This is a genomic window from Pseudomonas sp. TUM22785 (genome assembly GCF_028198105.1).
Classification (GTDB): domain Bacteria; phylum Pseudomonadota; class Gammaproteobacteria; order Pseudomonadales; family Pseudomonadaceae; genus Metapseudomonas; species Metapseudomonas solani.
In genome coordinates this window covers 1,410,215-1,432,492 of the sequence record NZ_CP116239.1, presented here as the reverse complement: position 1 = coordinate 1,432,492, position 22,278 = coordinate 1,410,215, and the positions used below count along the sequence as shown (strand labels likewise).

The 22,278-nt window shown below is 66.1% G+C and carries 16 protein-coding genes and 1 pseudogene; 10 read left to right on the top strand and 7 right to left on the bottom strand.

The annotated features are described in order from the left end of the window. Positions 1 to 281: 281 nt before the first annotated feature. The gene (locus PI990_RS06720) at positions 282 to 2,348 is read left to right on the top strand and encodes a putative bifunctional diguanylate cyclase/phosphodiesterase (RefSeq protein ID WP_043241223.1); all 2,067 of its coding nucleotides are present in this window, start codon (positions 282 to 284) and stop codon (positions 2,346 to 2,348) included. 149 nt (positions 2,349 to 2,497) lie between these two features. Here the strand turns inward: PI990_RS06720 and PI990_RS06715 are convergent, their stop codons facing one another. Further along, on the bottom strand, positions 2,498 to 3,409 hold the full coding sequence (locus PI990_RS06715; protein ID WP_265167775.1) for an E3 ubiquitin ligase family protein: 912 nt from the start codon (positions 3,407 to 3,409) through the stop codon (positions 2,498 to 2,500). Continuing rightward, the gene (locus tag PI990_RS06710) at positions 3,409 to 3,981 is read right to left on the bottom strand and encodes a LemA family protein (protein ID WP_043241229.1); all 573 of its coding nucleotides are present in this window, start codon (positions 3,979 to 3,981) and stop codon (positions 3,409 to 3,411) included. The genes PI990_RS06715 and PI990_RS06710 overlap by 1 nt, the downstream gene beginning before the upstream one ends. A 201-nt stretch (positions 3,982 to 4,182) precedes the next feature. Here PI990_RS06710 and PI990_RS06705 point away from each other — a divergent pair, with 201 nt between their 5' ends. From PI990_RS06705 to PI990_RS06675, 8 genes and pseudogenes are all read left to right on the top strand, one after another. Then, positions 4,183 to 5,520, top strand: a complete 1,338-nt coding sequence (locus tag PI990_RS06705; protein ID WP_271660149.1) for an imelysin family protein — start codon at positions 4,183 to 4,185, stop codon at positions 5,518 to 5,520. 246 nt (positions 5,521 to 5,766) lie between these two features. Continuing rightward, positions 5,767 to 7,194: a di-heme oxidoreductase family protein gene (locus PI990_RS06700; protein WP_271660148.1), complete on the top strand. Its 1,428-nt coding sequence runs from the start codon at positions 5,767 to 5,769 to the stop codon at positions 7,192 to 7,194. Positions 7,195 to 7,204: 10 nt separating this feature from the next. Beyond that, positions 7,205 to 8,269: an imelysin family protein gene (locus PI990_RS06695; protein ID WP_043241239.1), complete on the top strand. Its 1,065-nt coding sequence runs from the start codon at positions 7,205 to 7,207 to the stop codon at positions 8,267 to 8,269. Between the two features lies 1 nt (position 8,270). Continuing rightward, positions 8,271 to 9,368, top strand: coding sequence for a DUF1513 domain-containing protein (locus tag PI990_RS06690; protein WP_271660147.1), 1,098 nt, complete (start codon positions 8,271 to 8,273; stop codon positions 9,366 to 9,368). 27 nt (positions 9,369 to 9,395) lie between these two features. Further along, positions 9,396 to 10,166: pseudogene (locus PI990_RS31515) on the top strand (methyl-accepting chemotaxis protein); the annotation flags it as partial. Between the two features lie 165 nt (positions 10,167 to 10,331). Then, a complete protein-coding gene (locus PI990_RS31510) occupies positions 10,332 to 11,099 on the top strand; it encodes a methyl-accepting chemotaxis protein (RefSeq protein WP_371877132.1) in 768 nt (255 codons plus the stop codon). 342 nt (positions 11,100 to 11,441) lie between these two features. Beyond that, positions 11,442 to 12,596 (top strand): efflux RND transporter periplasmic adaptor subunit, encoded by a 1,155-nt coding sequence (locus tag PI990_RS06680; RefSeq protein ID WP_271660145.1) that lies wholly within the window; start codon positions 11,442 to 11,444, stop codon positions 12,594 to 12,596. Positions 12,597 to 12,620: 24 nt separating this feature from the next. Continuing rightward, positions 12,621 to 15,686 (top strand): multidrug efflux RND transporter permease subunit, encoded by a 3,066-nt coding sequence (locus PI990_RS06675; RefSeq protein ID WP_271660144.1) that lies wholly within the window; start codon positions 12,621 to 12,623, stop codon positions 15,684 to 15,686. 56 nt (positions 15,687 to 15,742) lie between these two features. Here PI990_RS06675 and PI990_RS06670 read toward each other — a convergent pair whose 3' ends face one another. The 4 genes from PI990_RS06670 to PI990_RS06655 all read right to left on the bottom strand — a co-directional run bounded on the left by PI990_RS06670 (position 15,743) and on the right by PI990_RS06655 (position 19,612). Continuing rightward, the gene (locus PI990_RS06670; RefSeq protein WP_271661270.1) at positions 15,743 to 16,447 is read right to left on the bottom strand and encodes a lipopolysaccharide kinase InaA family protein; all 705 of its coding nucleotides are present in this window, start codon (positions 16,445 to 16,447) and stop codon (positions 15,743 to 15,745) included. A gap of 425 nt (positions 16,448 to 16,872) precedes the next feature. Further along, positions 16,873 to 17,094: a hypothetical protein gene (locus PI990_RS06665; RefSeq protein WP_271660143.1), complete on the bottom strand. Its 222-nt coding sequence runs from the start codon at positions 17,092 to 17,094 to the stop codon at positions 16,873 to 16,875. Between the two features lie 564 nt (positions 17,095 to 17,658). Further along, positions 17,659 to 18,939 (bottom strand): sensor histidine kinase, encoded by a 1,281-nt coding sequence (locus PI990_RS06660; RefSeq protein ID WP_271660142.1) that lies wholly within the window; start codon positions 18,937 to 18,939, stop codon positions 17,659 to 17,661. Continuing rightward, positions 18,929 to 19,612: a response regulator transcription factor gene (locus PI990_RS06655; RefSeq protein ID WP_043241257.1), complete on the bottom strand. Its 684-nt coding sequence runs from the start codon at positions 19,610 to 19,612 to the stop codon at positions 18,929 to 18,931. Before PI990_RS06655 ends, PI990_RS06660 begins: the two co-directional genes overlap by 11 nt. A 161-nt stretch (positions 19,613 to 19,773) precedes the next feature. On the opposite strand from PI990_RS06655, the gene PI990_RS06650 reads away from it, so the two are divergent. Then, the gene (locus PI990_RS06650) at positions 19,774 to 20,502 is read left to right on the top strand and encodes a phosphatase PAP2 family protein (RefSeq protein ID WP_271660141.1); all 729 of its coding nucleotides are present in this window, start codon (positions 19,774 to 19,776) and stop codon (positions 20,500 to 20,502) included. A gap of 104 nt (positions 20,503 to 20,606) precedes the next feature. Here PI990_RS06650 and groL read toward each other — a convergent pair whose 3' ends face one another. Beyond that, positions 20,607 to 22,247, bottom strand: a complete 1,641-nt coding sequence (gene groL, locus PI990_RS06645) for a chaperonin GroEL (protein WP_043241261.1) — start codon at positions 22,245 to 22,247, stop codon at positions 20,607 to 20,609. Between the last annotated feature and the right edge of the window lie 31 nt (positions 22,248 to 22,278).

Sequence of the window (22,278 nt, the reverse complement as noted above, 5' to 3'; positions counted from 1 at the left end):
GACGACGAACGGCTGGAGACGCCGGGAGGCGCCGTCCGCCGGATCGCCGGGGCATTCGCCCAGGCTGTGCCAGAATGAAATCCGTCGAACGGCATTAAAGCGGGGAGCCAGCGCACCGACACAGTGCAGGCTGGGACAAGGTTCGTCCGAAGAATGTGCCGGCTGAGAACCGGACAAGGTGAAAATCCGCGCATTTGCGTAATGGCCCTTTGACGGCTATCTCGTGTTTGCCAATACTCAAGCGGTCTGACGCCTACCGGCATCGAACAAGGAATCCCTACTTGAAGCTGGATCTCAAACACAGCTTGTCACTGAAGTTGCTCCGCGTGGTGCTCCTGTCCGCGCTGGTGGTCGGTGTAGTGCTGAGCTGCGCGCAGATTGTGTTCGACGTCTACAAGACTCGGCAGGCGGTGGCCAACGATGCCCACCGCATCCTCGGCATGTTCCGCGATCCCTCGACCCAGGCCGTCTACAGCCTCGATCGGGAGATGGGCATGCAGGTGATCGAGGGCCTGTTCCAGCACGAGTCGGTCCGCTTCGCCGCCATCGGCCACCCCAACGAGCCCATGCTCGCCGAGAAGTCGCGCCCGCTGATGGAGCTGCCGACCCGCTGGCTCACCGATGCCATCCTCGGCAAGGAACAGAACTTCACCACCCAGCTGGTGGGCCGCGGCCCGTACAGCGAGTACTACGGCGACCTCAACATCACCCTGGACACCGCGCCCTACGGCGAGGACTTCGTCGTCAGCTCGGTGATCATTTTCGTCTCCGGGGTGCTGCGCGCCCTGGCCATGGGCCTGGTGCTCTACTCGGTCTACCACTGGCTGCTGACCAAGCCGCTGTCGAAGATCATCGAGCACCTCACCAACATCAATCCCGACCGCCCCAGCGAGCACAAGCTGCCCATGCTCAAGGGCAACGAGAAGAACGAACTGGGGTTGTGGATAAACACCGCCAACGAGCTGCTGGCCTCCATCGAGCGCAATACCCACCTGCGCCGGGAGGCGGAGAACAGCCTGCTGCGCATGGCCCAGTACGACTTCCTCACCGGGCTGCCCAACCGCCAGCAACTGCAGCAGCAGCTGGACCAGATCCTCGATGACGCCGGCCGCCTGCAGCGCCGCGTCGCCGTGCTCTGCGTCGGCCTGGACGACTTCAAGGGCGTCAACGAACAGTTCAGCTACCAGACCGGTGACCAGTTGCTGATCGCCCTCGCCGACCGCCTGCGCGGCCACAGCGGCCGCCTCGGCGCCCTGGCCCGCCTGGGTGGCGACCAGTTCGCCCTGGTCCAGGCCGATATCGAACAACCCTACGAAGCGGCCGAACTGGCCCAGAGCGTGCTCGACGACCTCGAGGCGCCCTTCGCCCTGGAACAGCAGGAAGTGCGCCTGCGCGCCACCATCGGCATCACCCTGTTCCCGGAAGACGGCGACAGCACCGAGAAGCTGCTGCAGAAAGCCGAACAGACCATGACCCTGGCCAAGAGCCGCTCGCGCAACCGCTACCAGTTCTACATCGCCAGCGTCGACAGCGAGATGCGTCGTCGGCGCGAGCTGGAGAAAGACCTGCGCGAAGCACTCAACCGCAACGAACTGCACCTGGTCTACCAGCCCCAGGTCGACTACCGCGACCACCGCGTGGTGGGCGTCGAGGCGCTGCTGCGCTGGCAGCACCCGCAGCACGGCTTCGTGCCGCCGGACCTGTTCATCCCCCTGGCCGAACAGAACGGCATGATCATCCCCATCGGCGAATGGGTGCTGGACCAGGCCTGCCGCCAGCTGCGCGAATGGCACGACCAGGGCTTCAGCGAACTGCGCATGGCCATCAACCTGTCCACCGTGCAGCTGCACCACGCCGAGCTGCCACGGGTGGTGAACAACCTGCTGCAGGTCTACCGCCTGCCGCCGCGCAGCCTGGAAGTGGAAGTCACCGAGACCGGCCTGATGGAGGACATCTCCACCGCCGCCCAGCACCTGCTGAGCCTGCGCCGCTCCGGCGCGCTGATCGCGATCGACGACTTCGGGACCGGCTACTCGTCCCTGAGCTACCTGAAGAGCCTGCCGCTGGACAAGATCAAGATCGACAAGAGCTTCGTCCAGGACGTGCTCGAGGACGAGGACGACGCCACCATCGTGCGCGCCATCATCCAGCTCGCCCGCAGCCTGGGCATGCAGGTGATCGCCGAGGGCGTGGAGACCCAGGAGCAGGAGGCATACATCATTTCCCAGGGCTGCAACGAGGGGCAGGGCTACCTCTACAGCAAACCCCTCCCCGCCCGCGAACTCACCGGCTACCTCAAGCAGGCCCGCCGCCTGACCAACGCCGCCTCCAACCCCGCGACGCTCTGAATCCCGGCCATGAAAAAGCCCGCCTCGATGGCGGGCTTTTTCATGGTTGCCGTTCGGCTTCGTGCGTGCCCTTCCCGGGCTGAAGCCGGGCTACGGAGCTCGTAGGTTGGCGCCGAGCGCAGCGAGGCCCAACGCAGAGGCGCCAGGCATCACACCAGCCCCGTCACCTGCAGCAGGTACACGGTGGCCACCGCGCCGATGATGCACACGGCAGCCCCGCCCAGGGCCTGCCAGTAGAAGGAGCGTGCGAGCACGTCCTCGCCATGGCTGGAGAGCAGGAAAGGCCGCGACTCGCCCGGCTTGCGCAGGTGGTTGACCGCGGGCGCGGCGCTGGTGGAGCGGTGGCGGTCCTCGGCCTCCAGTTGGGCGGCGAGGCGCACGCGGTTCCACTCGGCCTCGTCCAGTTGGCCATCGCCGTTGCTGTCGAAGCGCCGCAGCAGGCCGCTGAAATCGCTCTTCCATTCACGGATCACCGCGCCCTGGGCTGCCGTGCCATCGAAGCCCTGGTGGCCGGCACCGGCGGTGTGGAAATCACCGATGGCATAGAGCGGGCCGCCGAGGTGCAGGCGCTCCTCGGTGTAACGGTATTCGCCGCCCCCCAGCAGCATGCCGAGGAAACCGGGCTGCGCCGCGACATTGCGCGGGTGGCGCTGGTTGCCCTTCCACACCTCGCGGGTGGAGGGGCGCACTTCGGCGCCGCGCGGGTCGATCAGGCAATCGCCGGTGCCATCGCCCAGTTGCAGCCACTGGTCGCTGGTGCCGCTCTCGATCACCCGCCAGCTCTTGTTCTTGCCGCTCTCCTGGTACTCCTCGATACGGAAGCGCCACCACAGACAGGGCTTGCCGGTGAGCGGCGCCTGCAGCTGGCCGAGGGTGGATTCCTGGAGGACGCCATAGAGCTCGACATAGCCCTGGGCGGCGGAGCGGATCTTCGAGGTCGGCGTATCCAGCAGGAAGCGCGCCTCGGACAGGCGCTTGAGGCACCACCAGCCGCCGCCGAAGAAGGCGCCGAGGCTGAAGGCCAGGCTCATCGCGAGCCCGGCGGCATCGCCACTAACCATCAGTTGAACAGCGACTTGAGGTCGACGTCGGCCTTCTCGGCCTCGCTGAACACCAGCAGCTCGGCGGGCTTGAAGCCGAACAGGCGGGCCAGCAGCACATCCGGGAACTGCTCGATGCGCACGTTGTTGAGGTTGACCGCTTCGTTGTACAGCTCGCGCCGGTCGGCGATGCCGTTCTCCAGGCCGCTGATGCGCTGCTGGAGGAACTGGAAGCTTTCGTTGGCCTTGAGCTGGGGGTAGTTCTCCGCCAGGGCAAAAAGCTGGCCCAGGCCGGCACGCAGGCCGCTCTCGGCCTGGCCCAGGGCGCCGACGTCGCCACGCTCACGGGCGCTGGCCACGGCGTTGCGGGCGGCGATGACGTTTTCCAGGGTGGTGCGCTCGTGCTGCATGTACTGCTTGCAGGTCTCCACCAGCTTGGGCAGCTCGTCATGGCGCTGCTTGAGCAGCACCTCGATGTTCGACCAGGCCTTGGTCACGCCGTGCTTGAGGCGCACCAGGGCGTTATAGAGGGTCACCGCGTAGGCGGCGACCAGCAGGGCAGCAACGATCAGGGCGACACTGGTCAGGGACATGCGAGCAACTCCTTGGCTTCGGTGGAACAAGACTGCTGGCATTCTAACGTCAGCCCGGCTGGCGCATAGAGACCACGGGCACATCCCGCATCCAGGGGACGCTGCATCGGGCCTTTTCAAAAATGCAAATCTTTCGCATTATGTCGCGGTTTCTCGGGCGCAATTGCGCCACGTCCCCCACAACACGCAAAGGAATTCGCCATGAGTCGTATGCCCCTGGCTACTGCCAGCCTGCTTGCCATTGCCATCACCCTCGCCGGTTGCGGCGACGACAAGGACAAGGCCGCCGCACCGCAAGCCGCCGCTCCCGCAGCCGCCAGCAGCACCCCAGCCGCGACCGTAGCGAAAGTCGACGAAGCCGCCGCCAAGGCCGTGGTCAAGCACTACGCCGATATGGCCCTGGCCGTGTTCAGCGACGCCCATAGCACCGCCGTCGACCTGCAGAAAGCCGTCGACGCCTTCATCGCCAAGCCTGGCGACGACACCCTGAAAGCCGCCCGCGAAGCCTGGCTGGCCGCGCGCACCCCGTACATGCAGAGCGAAGTCTTCCGCTTTGGCAACGCCGTTGTCGACGATTGGGAAGGCGGCCTCAACGCCTGGCCGCTGGACGAGGGCCTGATCGACTACGTCGCCAAGGACTACCAGCATGCGCTGGGCAACCCGGGCGCCACCGCCAACATCATCGCCAACAAGGAAATCCAGGTCGGCGAAGACAAGATCGACGTCACCGAGATCACCGGTGAGAAGCTCTCCAGCCTGAACGAGCTGGGCGGTTCCGAAGCCAACGTCGCCACCGGCTACCACGCCATCGAATTCCTCCTCTGGGGCCAGGACCTGAACGGCACCGGCCCGGGCGCCGGCAACCGCCCGGCGACCGACTACGCCCAGGGCAAGGACTGCACCGGCGGCAACTGCGACCGTCGCGCCGCCTACCTGAAGGCTGCCACCGACCTGCTGGTCAGCGACCTGGACTACATGGTTGGCCAGTGGAAAGCCGGCGTTGCCGACAACTACCGCGCCAAGCTGGAAGCCGAACCGGCCGAATCCGGCCTGCGCAAGATGCTCTTCGGCATGGGCAGCCTGTCCCTGGGCGAACTGGCCGGCGAGCGCATGAAGGTCGCGCTGGAAGCCAACTCCCCTGAAGACGAGCACGACTGCTTCAGCGACAACACCCACAACTCGCACTTCTACAACGGCAAGGGCATCCGCAACGTCTACCTGGGCGAGTACAAGAAGGTCGACGGCACCACCCTGACCGGCCCGAGCCTGTCGTCCCTGGTCGCCAAGACCGATGCCGCGACCGACACCACCCTGAAGGCCGACCTGGAAGCCACCGAAGCCAAGCTGCAGGTCCTGGTGGACAGCGCCAACAAGGGCGTGCACTTCGATCAGTTGATCGCCCCGGACAACGCCGAAGGCAACCAGATCGTCCGTGACGCCATCGCCGCCCTGGTCAAGCAGACCGGTGCCATTGAGCAAGCCGCTGGCAAGCTGGGCATCAGCGACCTGAAACCGGACAACGCCGATCACGAATTCTGATCGACCCGGTAACAAGCGAAGCGGATGCGGCGCAACGCCGCATCCGCTTTTTTGTGGGCGCTCGTCAGCCCGCGCAAGAGCAGCGCAGGGCCGCTCCCCATGCGGGCCCCAGCTTCTTCCCCGGGCCTTTTGACGCACCCGCCAGAGCAGCGGATCGCCCTCATGGGCAAACGCAAATCCCTCTTATTTAATGATCCTTCGCCTGCTAACATTGCCCGCCTGTTTTCAGCCGACCGGACCCCGCCAATGCCCGCTTCATCGGCCTTGCGCCGCGCATTTCCCCTGCTGCTAGTACTTGGCCTGGGCGCTTGCGACGACGCGCCACGCTTCACCCAGGCAGAGCCGGGTGAGCACCTTTCCGGCGGCGCCACCACGGTCGACCAGAGTGACCGCAACGCCTTCTCGCTGCCCTCGGCCAACCTGCCGCCGAGCCGGCGCTTGGACTTCAGCGTCGGCAACAGCTTCTTCCGCAATCCCTGGGTGATCGCGCCCTCCTCCACCACCGCCCGTGATGGCCTGGGCCCGCTGTTCAACACCAACGCCTGCCAGAACTGCCACATCAAGGACGGCCGCGGCCATCCGCCCGGGCCGGGCGCGATCAATGCCGTGTCCATGCTGGTGCGCCTGTCCATCCCGGCCGAAGCCAAGGCCGAGCACCAGCGCACCCTGGAGCGCCTGGGCGTGGTGCCCGAACCGGTGTACGGCGGCCAGCTGCAGGACGTGGCCATCCCCGGCGTCGCCCCGGAAGGCAAGGTGCGCATGCGCTATGAGACGGTGCCGGTGACCCTCGCCGACGGCACCCGCGTGGAGCTGCAGAAGCCGACCCTGGAAATCACCCAGCTCGGCTACGGCCCCATGCACCCGCAGACGATGTTCTCCGCCCGCGTCGCCCCGCCGATGATCGGCCTGGGCCTGCTGGAGGCCATTCCCGAAGCCGCCATCCTCGCCAACGTGGGCGTCTCGAAGGACAAGCCCGCCGGCATCGTCGGCCGCGCCAACCAGGTCTGGGATGACGCCGCCGGCAAGACCGTGCTCGGCCGCTTCGGCTGGAAGGCCGGCCAGCCCAGCCTCAACCAGCAGAACGCCCACGCCTTCTCCGGCGACATGGGCCTGACCACCAGCCTGCTGCCCCGCGACGACTGCATGCCCGCCCAGATCGACTGCCTGGCCGCGGTCAACGGCGGTGTGCCCGAGGTCAGCGACAACATCCTGCGCCTGGTGCTGTTCTATGCCCGCAACCTGGCCGTGCCCGCGCGGCGCCAGGTGAACGACCCGCAGGTGCTCGACGGCAAAGGGCTGTTCCACCAGGCCGGCTGCCAGGGCTGCCATGTACCGAGCTTCACCACCGGCAGCGATGCCGCCGAGCCGGAGCTGGCCAACCAGGTGATCCGCCCCTACAGCGACCTGCTGCTTCACGACATGGGCGAGGGGCTGGCCGACGGCCGTCCCGAGTTCCAGGCCAGCGGCCGCGACTGGCGCACCGCGCCCCTCTGGGGCATCGGCCTGACCGAAGCGGTCAATGGCCACACCCGTTTCCTTCACGATGGGCGCGCCCGCAACCTGCTCGAGGCCATCCTCTGGCACGGCGGCGAGGCCGAGACGGCGAAACAGACCGTCATGCGCTATGACGCTGGACAGCGAGCCGCGCTGCTGGCATTCCTGAATTCCCTTTAAGGAGCCCTGCATGTTCAGACCCAAACTGCTCTTCACCAGCCTCGCCGCCCTGGCTCTCGGCGCCTGCGCCCCACAGGACCCGCAAGCCCAGGCCACCGCTGCGCTGGCCAAGCAGGTGATCCTGCCCACCTACAGCCGCTGGGTGGAAGCCGACCGCGCCCTGGCCGCCAGCGCCCTGGCGTTCTGCTCCGGCAAGGAAGAGCTGGACAAGGCCCGCGCCGATTTCCTCGTGGCACAGAAGGCCTGGGCCGAGCTGCAGCCGCTGATGGTCGGTCCGCTGGCCGAAGGCAACCGCGCCTGGCAGGTGCAGTTCTGGCCGGACAAGAAGAACCTGGTGGGTCGCCAGGTCGAGCAGTTGGTCAAGGCCAAGCCCGACATCGACGCCGCCGGCCTGGCCAAGTCCAGCGTCGTGGTGCAGGGCCTCTCGGCCTACGAATACATCCTCTTCGACAGCAACCTGGACCTGGCCGACCAGGAACAGAAGGCCCGCTACTGCCCGCTGCTGGAAGCCATCGGCCAGCGCCAGCAGAGCCTCGCCGAGGAAATCCTCGCCTCCTGGAACAGCAAGGACGGCATGCTCGAGCAACTGAGCAAGTTCCCCAACCAGCGCTACGCGGACTCCCACGAGGCCGTCTCCGAGCTGCTGCGGGTCCAGGTCACCGCCCTGGACACCCTGAAGAAGAAGCTCGGCACGCCCATGGGCCGCCAGACCAAGAGCCAGCCGCAGCCCTACCAGGCCGATGGCTGGCGCAGCGACACCTCCCTGGCCAGCCTGGGCGCCAGCCTGCTCAGCGCCGAGCAGCTGTGGCAGGGCGCCGACGGCAAGGGCATCCGCAGCCTGCTGGGCGATGACCAGAAGGCCCTGGCGGAGAAAATCGACGCCGCCTACGCCGACGCCCGCGCCAAGCTCGAAGCCCTGGACCCGCCGCTGAGCAAACTGCTGCAGAGCGAGGAAGGCCTCAAGCAACTGAACGTCTTCTACGACAGCCTCGACGTGGTGCACCGCCTGCACTCCAACGAGCTGGCCCGTGTTCTCAACGTCCAACTCGGCTTCAACGCCAACGATGGTGACTGATATGTTCCGCCGCCAGGTACTCGCCCTCGGCAGCCTGCTGCTCGGCGCCGTGACGCTGGGCGGCTGGACCCTGAGCCGCAAGAAGGGCCACGACCCGCTGCTGCTCTCCGCCCGTGACGATGCCGACGGCGGCCACTACGCCGTCGGCTACCGCCTCGACGGCACCCAGGTATTCGCCACCCGCGTGGCCCAGCGCTGCCACGACATCGTCGAGCACCCCAGCGAAGCGGTGGCCCTGTTCGTCGCCCGCCGCCCGGGCACCGAGAGCTACCTGATCGACCTCACCGACGGCAGCCTGCTGCAGACGGTGAAGTCCCTGCCCAATCGCCACTTCTACGGGCACGGCGTGTTCCACAGGAGCGGCGAGTGGCTCTACACCACCGACAACGACACCAGCGACCCGGGCCGCGGCCTGCTCGGCGTCTATGCCTACGCCGACCGCCGGCTGGTCCACCAGGGCGAGCTGTCCACCCACGGCCTGGGCCCGCACCAGGTGTCCTGGATGCCCGACGGCGAGACCTTCGTGGTCGCCAACGGCGGCATCCGCACCGAGGCCGAGAGCCGCGTGGAAATGAACCTCCACGCCATGGAGCCGAGCCTGGTGCTGATGCGCCGCGACGGCAGCCTGATCTCCCGCGAGACCCTGCCCCAGCAGATGAACAGCGTGCGCCACCTGGCCATCGCCGCCGACGGCACCATCGTCGCCGGCCAGCAGTACATGGGCGACGCCAACGACCACGCCGACCTGCTGGCGATCAAGCGCCCGGGCCAGCCCTTCCAGCCCTTCCCCCTGGCGGACGAGCAGCGTCTGTCGATGGCCCAGTACACCGCCAGCGTCGCCATCCACGACGAGCTGCGCCTGGTGGCCCTGACCGCCCCGCGCGGCAATCGCTTCTTCATCTGGGACCTGGACAGCGGCGCCGTGCGCCTGGACGCGCCCCTGCCCGACTGCGCCGGCGTCGGCGCGGTGAAGGACGGCTTCGTGGTCACCTCCGGCCAAGGCCGCTGCCGCCTCTACGACTGCCGCAAGGCCGAGATCGCCGCCGCTCCACTGCAACTCCCCGCCGGACTCTGGGACAACCACCTGCACCTGGCCTGACTCCTGCATTTCGTCGCCGCGGCCTCAATGAACGGTCGCGGCGGCCGACCTATACTCCATCTGCAACCCATCCCTCCCACGTCCCCGAGGCGTAATCCCATGTCCCTGCAAACTTCCCTGCGAGGCCAGCTACTCGCGTTGTTGGGCGGCAGCCTGCTGCTGATCCTGGTCATAGCCTTGACCTGCTTCAACTTTTTATCTGGAGGGATCCAGTCCTACCGCAACCTGGTAGGCGGCACGCTGGAGGCGTCGAGCCTCGTCGACAGCGCCAACGTCGAGTTCAAGGGCCAGGTGCAGGAATGGAAGAACGTCCTCCTGCGGGGCAAGGACCCGGCCGCCCTGGACAAGTACTGGGGCCAGTTCGAGGACCAGGAGCGCAAGGTGCAGGACATCCTCGGCAAGCTGGTCAGCGAGGCCCGCGAGCAGGGCGACTCCAGCCTGCAGAGCCAGGTGGAGCGTCTGCGCAATGAGCACCAGAGCCTGGGCGGTGCCTACCGCAAGGGCCGCGAGGCCTTCCTCGCGGCCGGCGCCGACCCAAGCGCAGGCGACAAGGCCGTGCAGGGCATCGACCGCGCCGCCAGCGAGCAGATGACCACCCTGGTCACCCAGTTGCATGATCGCGGCACGAAGCAATCCGCCGAGATCAGCGCCAGCGCTGCCAGCACCGTGACCACCGGCCTGGTGGTGATGCTGGTGTCCAGCGTGCTGATCGGCCTGCTGGCGATCTGGCTGATCAACCGCCGCCTGATCGACCCGATCCGCAACCTGATCGACCACATCGCCCGCCTCAGCCAGGGCAACTTCGGCGAGCGCGTCGACACCAGCCGCCGCGATGAGCTGGGGCGCCTGGCCAATTCGGCCAACGTTCTCCGCGACTTCCTCGCCGACACCTTCAACCGCCTCAAGCACAGCACCGCCGAGCTGGACAGCGCCAGCGGCGAGCTGAATGCCATCGCCACGCTGATGGCCGGCGGCACCCGCGAGCAGTTCTCGCGCACCGACCAGGTGGCCACGGCGATGCACGAGATGTCCGCCACCGCCCAGGAAGTGGCGCGCCACGCCGCCGACGCCGCCCGCGCCGCCGACGATGCCGACAGTTCCGCCCAGCAGGGCGAGCGGGTGATGCAGGCGACCATCCAGAGCATCACTGGCATGCGTGGCGAGATCGACTCCACGGCCGACGTGATCCGCCGCCTGGAGAACGACAGCGGTCGCATCAGCAAGGTGCTGGAAGTGATCCGTGGCATCGCCGAGCAGACCAACCTGCTGGCGCTCAACGCCGCCATCGAAGCCGCCCGCGCTGGCGAGCAGGGCCGTGGTTTCGCCGTGGTCGCCGACGAGGTACGTACCCTCGCCCAGCGCACCGCCGAATCCACCGCCGAGATCCACCAGATCATCGACACGGTGCAGACCGGCGCGGTGAACGCGGTGCGCGCCATCGAGAACGGCCAGAACCGCAGCGAGCAGAGCGTCACCCAGGTCACCGAGGCCGGCGCCATGCTGCAGCGCATCACCGGTGCGGTGGAAGCCATCCGCGACATGAACCGGCAGATCGCCACGGCGGCCGAGGAGCAGACCTCGGTGGCCGAGGACATCTCGCGCAACCTCACCGAAATCACCGCCATCGCCGTCACCAACAACGAAAACGTGCAACGCACCGAGGCGGCCAGTACCCGACTGCACGAGCTCTCCGGCGAGCTCAACGGGGTCACCCGCCGCTTCAGCGCCTGACGCGTTTCCCGGCACAGGGATGTGCCTTGCCCCGCCCCGGCCGGTAGCACCAGCCGCGCCAGCGCCCTGACCGGGTTGCACCCTGCGCCCACCGCCCAGCCGCCCCTGGCGTCCAGCGTGCTTTTCCACAGCAAACCGCACGGGCTCCCGACGGCCGTTTCCAGCTGGCTGAAATGAGGCGATCCGTGGCGATCTCCGGCGATCTGCAAGTGCCCAAATGGGCATCGTGCCAGCATGTAAACTTTTGCAATTCCGCGCCTTTGACTTGCCCCCGCCAGTGGTACTAAGGTGCACCCCTCGCCTATTCCCAGGCCTCAATCTGCCTTGCCAAGGAACCGGAATATGTTGCTCCGCCGCATGCTCATCATGCTCGGCGTGGTCATCCTCGTGGTGGCTGCGCTCGCCGTTTATAAAGTCTTCTCCATCAAACAGCAGATCGCCATGTTCACGGCACCGAAACCGGCCATCAGCGTCTCGGCGGCCAAGGCCGTGGAGCAACCCTGGCAGGAGCGTCTGCCGGCCATCGGCTCGCTCAAGGCCTTCCAGGGCGTCGACCTGACCGTAGAAGTCGGTGGCACCGTGCAGGACGTGCTGTTCCGCTCCGGCGAGAAGGTCACCCTGGGCCAGCCGCTGATCCAGATGGACAGCGACGTGGAGAAGGCCAGCCTGGCCACCGCCGAGGCGACCCTGGCCCTGGCCCGCGTGGAGTTCGAGCGCGGCCGCAGCCTGGTGAACCGGCAGAACATCTCCAAGAGCGAGTTCGACCGCCTGTCCTCGGAGCTGCAGAAATCCACCGCCAGCGTTGCCCAACTGAAGGCCATGCTGGCGAAGAAGCGCATCGTCGCGCCCTTCTCCGGCACCATCGGCATCCGCCAGGTGGACGTGGGTGACTTCCTTTCCTCCGGCACCACCATCGCCACCCTGCAGGATCTCGGCACCCTGTTCGTCGACTTCTACCTGCCCGAGCAGGCGGTACCCAAGCTCGCCATCGACCAGCGCGTGCGCATCAACGTGGCCGCCTACCCGGGCGAGTTCTTCGAAGGCACGGTCGCGGCGATCAACCCCAAGGTCGAGGACAGCACCCGCAACCTGCAGGTCCGCGCCATGCTGCAGAACCCCGACAACAAGCTGCTGCCGGGCATGTTCGCCAACCTCGAAGTGCTGCTGCCGGGCGACACCGCGCGCATCGTCGTGCCGGAAACCGCCATCACCTACACCCTCTACGGCAACTCGGTCTACGTGATCGACGCCAAGAAGGGCGAGGACGGCCAGGTGCAGAAGGACGACAAGGGCGAGCCGATGCTGGTGGTCGAACGCCGCTTCGTCGAGACCGGAGCGCGCCGCGACGGCAAGGTCGTGGTGCTCAAGGGCCTCAAGCCCGAGGAGCAGGTGGTGACCGCCGGCCAGCTGAAGCTGGACAACGGTTCCCATGTCGCCATCGCCGATGACCAGGCCCTGCAGCCGCAAACGGACAAACAAGCCAGCGCCGGGCAATAAGGCCCGACGCCAAGGAATACCGATATGGCTTTTACAGATCCCTTCATCCGTCGCCCGGTACTGGCGACCGTGGTCAGCCTGCTGATCGTGCTGCTGGGCTTCCAGGCCTTCAGCAAGCTGGTGATCCGCCAGTACCCGCAGATGGAAAACGCCCTGATCACGGTGACCACCGCCTACCCCGGTGCCAACGCCGAGACCATCCAGGGCTACATCACCCAGCCCCTGCAGCAGAGCCTGGCCAGTGCCGAAGGCATCGACTACATGACGTCGTCGAGCCAGCAGAACCTGTCGATCATCTCGATCTACGCGCGCATCGGCTCGAACTCCGATCGTCTCTTCACCGAACTGCTGGCCAAGGCCAACGAGGTGAAGAACCAGCTGCCGCAGGATGCCGAGGACCCGGTGCTGTCCAAGGAGTCGGCCGACGCTTCGGCGCTGATGTACATCAGCTTCTACAGCGACGAGCTGTCCAACCCGCAGATCACCGACTACCTGTCGCGGGTGATCCAGCCCAAGCTGGCCACCCTGCCGGGCATGGCGGAAGCGGAGATCCTCGGCAACCAGGTCTTCGCCATGCGTCTGTGGCTGGACCCGGTGCGGATGGCCGCCTACGGCGTCACCGCCGGCGACGTCAGCGATGCCGTGCGCAAGTACAACTTCCTCTCGGCCGCCGGCCAGGTGAAGGGCGAGTACGTGGTGACCAGCATCAACGCCACCACCGACCTCAAGTCCCCCGAAGCCTTCTCCGCCATTCCGGTGAAGACCCAGGGCGACAGCCGCGTGCTGGTGCGTGATATCGCCCGGGTCGAGATGGGCGCCGAGAACTACGACTCCATCAGTTCCTTCGATGGCATCCCCTCGGTCTATATCGGCATCAAGGGCACCCCCAGCGCCAACCCGCTGGATGTGATCAAGCATGTGCGCGAGATCATGCCGGAGCTGGAAGCCCAGCTGCCGCCGAACCTCAAGGTCTCCATCGCCTACGACGCCACGCGCTTCATCCAGGCCTCCATCGACGAGGTGGTGAAGACCCTGGGCGAGGCAGTGCTGATCGTCATCGTGGTCGTGTTCCTGTTCCTCGGCGCCTTCCGCTCGGTGCTGATCCCGGTGATCACCATCCCGCTGTCGATGATCGGCGTGCTGTTCTTCATGCAGCTGATGGGCTATTCGATCAACCTGCTGACGCTGCTGGCGATGGTGCTCGCCATCGGCCTGGTGGTGGACGACGCCATCGTGGTGGTGGAGAACATCCACCGGCATATCGAAGAGGGCAAGACCCCCTTCGATGCCGCCATCGAGGGCGCCCGCGAGATCGCCGTGCCGGTCATTTCCATGACCATCACCCTGGCGGCGGTGTATGCCCCCATCGGCTTCCTCGACGGCCTTACCGGTGCGCTGTTCCGCGAGTTCGCCCTGACCCTGGCGGGCGCGGTGATCATCTCCGGCGTGGTCGCCCTGACCCTGTCGCCGATGATGTGCTCCAAGCTGCTGCGCCACGAGGAGAACCCGAGCGGCCTGGCCCACAAGCTGGACATGATCTTCGAGCGTCTCAAGCGTCGCTACCAGAGCGCCCTGCACGGCACCCTCAACACCCGCCCGGTGGTGGTGGTGTTCGCGGTCATCGTCATGGCGCTGATCCCGATCCTGCTGATGATGACCAAGAGCGAACTGGCCCCCGACGAGGACCAGGGCATCGTGTTCCTCATGGCCAAGGCACCGCAGCCGACCAACCTGAGCTACCTGAACGCCTACACCGACGAGTTCGTGGACATCTTCAAGTCCTTCCCCGAGTACTACTCGTCGTTCCAGATCAACGGCTTCGACGGTGTTCAGGCGGGTATCGGCGGCTTCCTGCTCAAGCCCTGGGATGAGCGCGAGCGCACCCAGATGGAGCTGCTGCACGAGGTCCAGGGCAAGCTGGACCGCATCCCGGGCCTGCAGATCTTCGGCTTCAACCTGCCGTCGCTGCCGGGCACCGGTGAAGGCCTGCCCTTCCAGTTCGTGATCAACACCCCCAACGACTACGAGTCGCTGCTGCAGGTGACCGAGCGCATCAAGCAGCGCGCGGAAGCCTCGGGCAAGTTCGCCTTCCTCAACGTCGACCTGGCCTTCGACAAACCGGAGGTGGTGGTGGATATCGACCGGGAGAAGGCCGCGCAGATGGGCGTCTCCATGGAGGACCTCGGCTCCACCCTCGCACTGCTGCTGGGTGAAGGCGAGATCAACCGCTTCACCATCGACGGTCGCAGCTACAAGGTGATCGCCCAGGTGGAGCGCGCCTACCGCGACAACCCGGACTGGCTGAACAACTACTACGTGAAGAGTGAAAGCGGCGCCATGGTGCCCCTGTCCACGCTGATCTCGGTCCACGACACCGCGCGACCGACCAAGCTCAAGCAGTTCCAGCAGCTGAACTCGGCGATCATCGAGGGCTTCCCGGTGGTGAGCATGGGTGATGCGGTGGAGACGGTGACACAGATCGCCCGTGAGGAAGCCCCGCGCGGCTTCGCCTTCGACTACGCCGGCGCCTCGCGCCAGTACGTGCAGGAAGGCAGTGCGCTCTACGTGACCTTCGGCCTCGCCCTGGCGATCATCTTCCTGGTGCTGGCGGCGCAGTTCGAGAGCTTCCGCGACCCGCTGGTGATCCTGGTGACGGTGCCGCTGTCGATCTGCGGCGCGCTGATCCCGCTGTTCCTGGGCATCTCCAGCATGAACATCTACACCCAGGTGGGACTGGTGACGCTGATCGGCCTGATCAGCAAGCACGGCATCCTGATCGTGGAGTTCGCCAATCAGCTGCGCCGCGACAAGGGCCTGAGCGCCAGGGAGGCCGTGGAAGAAGCCGCGTCCATCCGCCTGCGCCCGGTACTGATGACCACCGCGGCGATGGTGTTCGGCATGGTGCCGCTGATTCTCGCCAGCGGCGCGGGCGCGGTGAGCCGCTTCGACATCGGTATGGTGATCGCCACCGGCATGTCCATCGGCACGCTGTTCACCCTGTTCGTGCTGCCCTGCGTCTATACCCTGCTGGCCAAGCCGGACCCACGGCCCGCCACCCAGCCGGAGGCAGAGCCCGCCACCAGCCATTGAGCCACGTTGAACGAAAAAGGCCCCGCAGATGCGGGGCCTTTTTCATTCAAGGGCCGTCAAAGGCGGTGCAACGCCTCCACGCGGCTGCCGAAGGCGAGCTCGTAGGCGGCCAGCAGGCAGGCCCAGTCATCCTCGCGAATGGCCGAATGACGCTTGATCTGGCCGACGTCGTTGAAGGCCGCCCGGGCGTGGGCGAAGCGACGGCGGCTCTTCTCCAGGTCGAGCAGGGCGACTTCCACCGATGCAGGGTCGCTGCCTTCTCCGAGGCGGATGAACACATGCTTGGGATAGAGGCAGCCGTGCTGCCAGCCACCCCGGTGCAGCCGCGCCAGCACCTCGGCCACCTGTCCGAGGACCCGCTCGCGCTCCGCCAGGGTCTCGGGCCGCCCTTCCACCGAGGCGTACCAGCGCTCGAAGTCGATGAAGCCGTCCAGCGCCTCGGTCACCAGCAGTGCTTGCCAGCCGGCCTCGCCGCCACGCCGGGCGCCACAGAAGACCAGCCGTGGCACCCTCACGCCGAGGCGCTCGAACGCACGGATGGCGTCCCGTTCACGGAGCACCGTCGGGCGTCCGAAGGGGTGCAGCACGCTGCGATAGAGGTGGCCGCACTGGCGCTTGCAATACAACAGAACGCCGTCATCGCGGCGCACCCGCTCCACCCCGCTTTCGCCACCCCGCCTCAGGTTCGGTGCCTCGACCCACTCGCCACGCCAGTCCCAGAAATGGTCGAACTGGTGGTTCGTGTCACTCGTCAACGCCATCACACCTGCCGTCATCGGTCGCTCCTTCGTTATCGCCTGGTAGGTTCCGCCATCTCGTAGAGACCGAGACCGTCCGAACGGACGAATGACTCCCACCTTTTTGTGTCGCCTGCGGTAACAGGAAGGTGCACCGGGTAACCCCGTGCACAACGGCAAGCCCGGGCACGCGCCCCCCCAAAAAGGGGCCGCCAAACCTCTATCCCGGGAGTTGCACCGAAATACCCTCTGTAATCGCCGGCTCGTGCCGGGCGAAACTGCAAGTACCGTACCGCTGAAGGGCGTTGCAGGAAGGAAACTGAAACGGAGCGAGGCTCATCCGGCTTCCCTGTTGCGTGGAAGAACCGGGAGGAAAGAGCAGCGAGAGCGGATCGCCAGCCAATAAAAAGCCCCGCATGCGCGGGGCTTTGACGTCTTCCAGCAGGCTCTCAGCCCTGTGGGCCCATGCCCTGGGACAGGCCGAACATCAGCAACAGCAATTGCTTGTCGGGCACGGCGGCCTTGTGGCGGGCGTTAGGCGGCAGGGGACAGTAGCCCAGGCCATTGACGCTGATGACCGACGGCGATGGCTCATGCCAGGCCGCCGCGGCGATGGAAGCGACGCCCAGAGCTCCGACGAGGAACAAAGCTCGCGTTATTTCTAACTTCATGATCGCAACCCCTTGATAGCGCTGCCAAACGCTGTGTCTTCACACTAGTTCAATAGTTCACAGTCCGCTTTTTCGAAGTGACGAATGGCATACCTGCGGTAATTCCCACCCGTCGCGGCTCTTGTCCTTAAGCAGCAGCGCACCTCTCAACCCACCTGTTCGCCGCCGTGTGCGGCATCGCCGGCTTTCACAACCGTCAGTTGGCAGACGGGCGAGGCTAGCAGCGATTTATTGCAAATAAGTGTCATTTCATCGCTGGCGCCGGCATTCCCGCCCAGCGGTCAGCACCCTGCGCCTGCCCCTTGAGGTAACAGAACAGGCACGAGGTAACCCTTATGCCCACTTGTGGGGCCCGGCTAGGACCACGGATAGGTCGCCAGGTTTCATGACACCCCCGGTGCAGACGCCTGCGTGCCCTCCCCCCGGACATCGCCGGTGCTACCCCGGTGCAATGGGAGCCGGACACTGCAAGGTCCGTACCTTCGCCGCGCCTCACGACTGCACAGGGCCACCAGCTTCTGCCGGCAGGCGTCATGCTGCCGTGATGCCGATGTGAAAAAAACGTCAGCCCACAGAGGCGACCAGGTCGACGCGGAAGTGGCAACCACCGGAGGCGGACGGCGTCAGGCTGACCACCCAGCCCTGGCTCTCGCAGATGCGCTTGACCAGCGACAGGCCCAGCCCGAGACCGTCGCCACGTTGCTCCAGGCCACGGACGAAGGGCAGGAACATCGCCTCGCGCTGCTCCTCGGGGATACCGACACCGCTGTCCTCGACGCTGAAGCCGCGCGCGTCCAGGCGCAGCTCGATGTGACCCGATTCGGTGTAATGCAGGGCATTGCGCAACAGGTTGCCCAGCACCGAACGCAGGAAAGCGGCATTGAAGCGGGTTTCCAGAGGGTTACCGGGCTGGTAGTCGAAGCGCAGCCCCTTGGATTCGATGGGGCTCCGCCAGAGGGCGACAAGCTCGTCCGCCAGGCCGCCGAGGCTGGCTCGCGGCACCCCCTCGCCGCCCTCGCGCTGGGCGCGGGCCAGCATGAGGAACGTCTGCACCAGGTCGCGCATTTCCTCGCTGGCCCGGCCGATGCGACGCACCTGTTGGCGCGAGCGTTCGTCGAGGCCGGTGTTTTCCATCAGCAGCTCGCAAGAGGTGGCGATCACCATCAACGGCGTGCGCAACTCGTGGCTGACGTCACTGGTGAACAGACGCTCGCGGGTCAAGGCATCGCGCAGGCGGCCCAGGGTGTCGTCGAAGGCCTGGGCCAACTGGCCCACTTCGTCCGAGGCGTAGTCAGGCGCCAGGGGCGGGGCCAGCCCCAGCAGCTGGTCACGGTGACGGACCTGCCCCGCCAGGCGCACCACCGGTGCGATGACCTTGCGCGCCAGCAACCAGCCCAGCAGCGCCGAGAGCAGCACGCTGAGGATGAAGCCCACCAGCACCACGCCGTAGAGTGCCTGCTCACGGTCCTCGAAATCACTCTGGTCCTGCAGCAGGACGTAGCGGTGGCCGTCAATGTCCCGCACCAGCGCGTGGAACGAGAGCTGGCCTTCGAAGAGTTCGTGGAAGCCCGGCGCCAGCTTGGCGTATTCGGCGGGCAAGGCGTAGGGGCCGGTGCCCTCGCCGAAGTAGAAACGGGTGTCGCTGTCCAGGCTCGGCGCCCGGCCCTTGGCGAGGTTCTCGTAGAGGATGCGCTCCAGCTCGTTGTTCAGGTCGCGGGAGATCAGCTGTTCCTCGATCAGGTGCACCACTTCGATGATGCCCAGCGAGAAGGTTCCCCCCACCAGCGCCGTCATCAGGGTGAAGGCGATGACGATGCGCCGCGCGAGGCTCTGCCTAAACTCCATCGGCCGACTCCGCCAGGCGGTAGCCGAGGCCGTGCAGGGTGTGCAGCAGGGGTTTGCCGAAGGGCTTGTCGATCACCTGGCGCAGTTGGTGGATGTGGCTGCGCAGGCTGTCGCTGTCCGGGCAGTCGTCCCCCCAGAGCGCCTCTTCCAGGGCTTCGCGACGGACCAGGTGGGGGCTTTTCTGCATCAGCACGGCCAGCAGCTTGAGGCCGATGGGGTTGAGCTTGAGCGGCTTGCCGGCACGGCTGACTTCCAGGGTGTCGAGGTCGTAGCTCAGCTCACCCACTTGCAGGGCCCGCTTGCCGCCGCCCCGGGAACGCCGCAGCACCGCTTCGATGCGCGCCGCCAGTTCGGACAGGGCGAAGGGCTTGACCAGGTAATCATCGGCGCCGGACTTGAAGCCTTGCAGGCGGTCGTCCAGCTCGTCCCGCGCGGTGAGCATGATCACCGGCGTATCGCGCCGCGCCTCGTCGCGCAGCCGCCGGCACAGGGCGTAGCCGTCCAGCCCGGGCAGCATGATGTCGAGAACGATCAGGTCGAAGTGTTCGGTGGCGGCCAGGTGCAGCCCGGAAAGGCCATCCTGGGCGCAGTCGACGCTGTAGCCCTTGAGCTCCAGGTAGTCGGCCATGTTGGCCAGGATGTCGCGATTGTCTTCCACCAGCAAAATCCGCATCTGCAGCTCTCCCGCCTCATCGATTTTCCGGCCCTCTGGGGGCCTCAGGCGCCTTTGACAGTTTTTTCACCCGCGGTTCACGGAGCCACCACGGCGGCCACGGCAGATTACGCCCATTCCCTGGCCTGGCAATCCCCCGCCCCGTACTCCGGAGACACCGCATGCCCCCTTCCCTCCCCTCCCGCCCGCTCGCCTATGGCTGGGCGCTGGGCCTGCCCCTGGCGATCATCCTCGCGCTGCTGGTGATCGAGCCGACCCGGCTGGACTTCGCCCTGGCGGACCTGTTCTACCGGCCTGGAGAAGGCTTCATCGGTGCCCACAGCTTCTTCCTCGAGGACGTGATGCATGACCGCGCCAAGCAGGCGGTGATCGCGGTGGCGCTGCTGGCCCTGGCCGGGTTCGTCGCCAGTTGCCTGTATCGCCCCTGGTACGGCCTGCGCAGGCGCCTCGGCTATCTGGTCCTGGCGATGGGCCTGTCCACCGCGATCGTGACGCCGCTGAAGGCGCTGACCGCCGTGCACTGCCCCTGGGACCTGACCCGCTATGGCGGTGTGGAGACCTACACCCCGCTGCTGGCCGAACGCGCGCCCACCGCCAAACCCGGCCGTTGCTGGCCGGGCGGCCACGCCAGCAGCGGCTTCACCTTCTTCGCCCTGTACTTCCTCCTGCGCGACCGCAATCGTCGTCTCGCTCGCCTGGCCCTGGTGGGTGCCCTGGCCCTGGGCGGGCTATTTTCCATTGGGCGGATGATGCAGGGCGCGCACTTTCTCTCCCACAACCTGTGGACGGCACTGCTGGATTGGCTGATCTGCCTGGGCTGCTACCGCTTCATGCTCTATGCGCCCCAGGTCGACGAGGTGCCAGGGGCGGCCACGGAACTGGCGCCCTGATAGCCGCCAGCAGCGTGGAGCGAGCCCCGCCGACGACTTTTCCACAGGCATAAAAAAGCCCCGCGCTAGGCGGGGCTTCTTTCAGACCGGATGGACTGGGTGGCTTACATCATGCCGCCCATACCGCCCATGCCGCCCATGTCCGGCATGGCCGGAGCAGCTTTGTCTTCCGGCAGCTCGGCAACGATCGCCTCGGTGGTGATCATCAGGCCTGCGATGGAAGCAGCGGCTTGCAGCGCGGTACGGGTGACTTTGGCCGGGTCGATGATGCCGAACTCGATCATGTCGCCGTACTGGCCGGTGGCAGCATCGTAGCCGTAGTTGCCCGAACCCTGCTTGACCTTGTCCAGAACCACGGAGGCTTCGTCACCGGCGTTGGTAACGATCTGGCGCAGCGGAGCTTCGACAGCGCGACGCAGGATGTTGATACCAGCGGTCTGCTCTTCGTTGGCACCGGTCAGGTCCTTGATGGCAGCCAGGGCACGAACCAGGGCCACACCACCGCCAGGAACCACGCCTTCTTCCACCGCAGCGCGGGTCGCGTGCAGGGCGTCTTCAACGCGGGCTTTCTTCTCTTTCATCTCGACTTCGGTGGCAGCGCCAACCTTGATCACGGCAACACCGCCAGCCAGCTTGGCCAGACGCTCTTGCAGTTTTTCCTTGTCGTAGTCGGAAGAGGTTTCTTCAACCTGCTTGCGGATCTGGGCAACACGCGCCTCGATGTCGGCCTGCTGACCGGCGCCATCGATGATGGTGGTGTTTTCTTTGCTCAGGACCACGCGCTTGGCGTTACCCAGGTGCTCCAGGGTGGCGCTTTCCAGGCTCAGGCCGACTTCTTCGGAGATGACGGTACCGCCGGTGAGGATGGCGATGTCCTGCAGCATGGCCTTGCGACGGTCGCCGAAGCCCGGAGCCTTGACGGCTGCGACCTTGACGATGCCACGCATGTTGTTGACGACCAGGGTAGCCAGGGCTTCGCCTTCGACGTCTTCAGCCACGATCAGCAGCGGACGGCCGGACTTGGCAACGGCTTCCAGAACCGGCAGCAGTTCGCGGATGTTGGAGATCTTCTTGTCGACCAGCAGCAGCAGCGGGCCGTCGAGCTCGGCCACCATGGTGTCCGGCTTATTGATGAAGTAGGGGGACAGGTAGCCGCGGTCGAACTGCATGCCTTCTACGACGGACAGTTCGTTTTCCAGGCCCGAGCCTTCTTCAACGGTGATCACGCCTTCTTTACCGACCTTCTCCATGGCTTCGGCAATGATGTTGCCGATGGAGTCGTCGGAGTTGGCGGAGATGGTGCCGACCTGGGCGATGGCCTTGGTGTCGGTGCACGGCTTGGACAGGTTCTTCAGCTCGGCGACGATGGCGACGGTGGCCTTGTCGATGCCGCGCTTCAGGTCCATCGGGTTGAGGCCGGCAGCAACCGACTTCAGACCTTCGGTGACGATGGCCTGGGCCAGAACGGTAGCGGTGGTGGTGCCGTCACCGGCAGCATCGTTGGCCTTGGAGGCAACGTCTTTCACCAGTTGGGCGCCGATGTTTTCGATGCGGTCCTTGAGCTCGATTTCCTTGGCGACGGAAACGCCGTCCTTGGTGATCAGCGGGGCGCCGAAGCTGCGCTCCAGGACCACGTTACGGCCTTTCGGGCCGAGGGTGGCTTTAACGGCGTCAGCCAGGGTGTTCACGCCAACGAGCAGTTTTTTACGAGCGGCATCGCCGAATTTTACGTCTTTAGCAGCCATGTTCTTCTTCCTCGAATTCTAGATGGGAAAG

What these genes read in the sequence shown, in the direction of transcription:
- PI990_RS06695 (WP_043241239.1), top strand. Translation starts at nt 7,205, where the DNA reads ATGTTCAGACCCAAACTGCTCTTCACCAGCCTCGCCGCCCTGGCTCTC.
- PI990_RS06700 (WP_271660148.1), top strand. Translation starts at nt 5,767, where the DNA reads ATGCCCGCTTCATCGGCCTTGCGCCGCGCATTTCCCCTGCTGCTAGTA.
- groL (WP_043241261.1), bottom strand. Translation starts at nt 22,247, where the DNA reads ATGGCTGCTAAAGACGTAAAATTCGGCGATGCCGCTCGTAAAAAACTG.
- PI990_RS06670 (WP_271661270.1), bottom strand. Translation starts at nt 16,447, where the DNA reads ATGGCGTTGACGAGTGACACGAACCACCAGTTCGACCATTTCTGGGAC.
- PI990_RS06690 (WP_271660147.1), top strand. Translation starts at nt 8,271, where the DNA reads ATGTTCCGCCGCCAGGTACTCGCCCTCGGCAGCCTGCTGCTCGGCGCC.
- PI990_RS06660 (WP_271660142.1), bottom strand. Translation starts at nt 18,939, where the DNA reads ATGGAGTTTAGGCAGAGCCTCGCGCGGCGCATCGTCATCGCCTTCACC.
- PI990_RS06665 (WP_271660143.1), bottom strand. Translation starts at nt 17,094, where the DNA reads ATGAAGTTAGAAATAACGCGAGCTTTGTTCCTCGTCGGAGCTCTGGGC.
- PI990_RS06680 (WP_271660145.1), top strand. Translation starts at nt 11,442, where the DNA reads ATGTTGCTCCGCCGCATGCTCATCATGCTCGGCGTGGTCATCCTCGTG.
- PI990_RS06715 (WP_265167775.1), bottom strand. Translation starts at nt 3,409, where the DNA reads ATGGTTAGTGGCGATGCCGCCGGGCTCGCGATGAGCCTGGCCTTCAGC.
- PI990_RS31510 (WP_371877132.1), top strand. Translation starts at nt 10,332, where the DNA reads ATGGCCGGCGGCACCCGCGAGCAGTTCTCGCGCACCGACCAGGTGGCC.
- PI990_RS06675 (WP_271660144.1), top strand. Translation starts at nt 12,621, where the DNA reads ATGGCTTTTACAGATCCCTTCATCCGTCGCCCGGTACTGGCGACCGTG.
- PI990_RS06705 (WP_271660149.1), top strand. Translation starts at nt 4,183, where the DNA reads ATGAGTCGTATGCCCCTGGCTACTGCCAGCCTGCTTGCCATTGCCATC.
- PI990_RS06650 (WP_271660141.1), top strand. Translation starts at nt 19,774, where the DNA reads ATGCCCCCTTCCCTCCCCTCCCGCCCGCTCGCCTATGGCTGGGCGCTG.
- PI990_RS06655 (WP_043241257.1), bottom strand. Translation starts at nt 19,612, where the DNA reads ATGCGGATTTTGCTGGTGGAAGACAATCGCGACATCCTGGCCAACATG.
- PI990_RS06710 (WP_043241229.1), bottom strand. Translation starts at nt 3,981, where the DNA reads ATGTCCCTGACCAGTGTCGCCCTGATCGTTGCTGCCCTGCTGGTCGCC.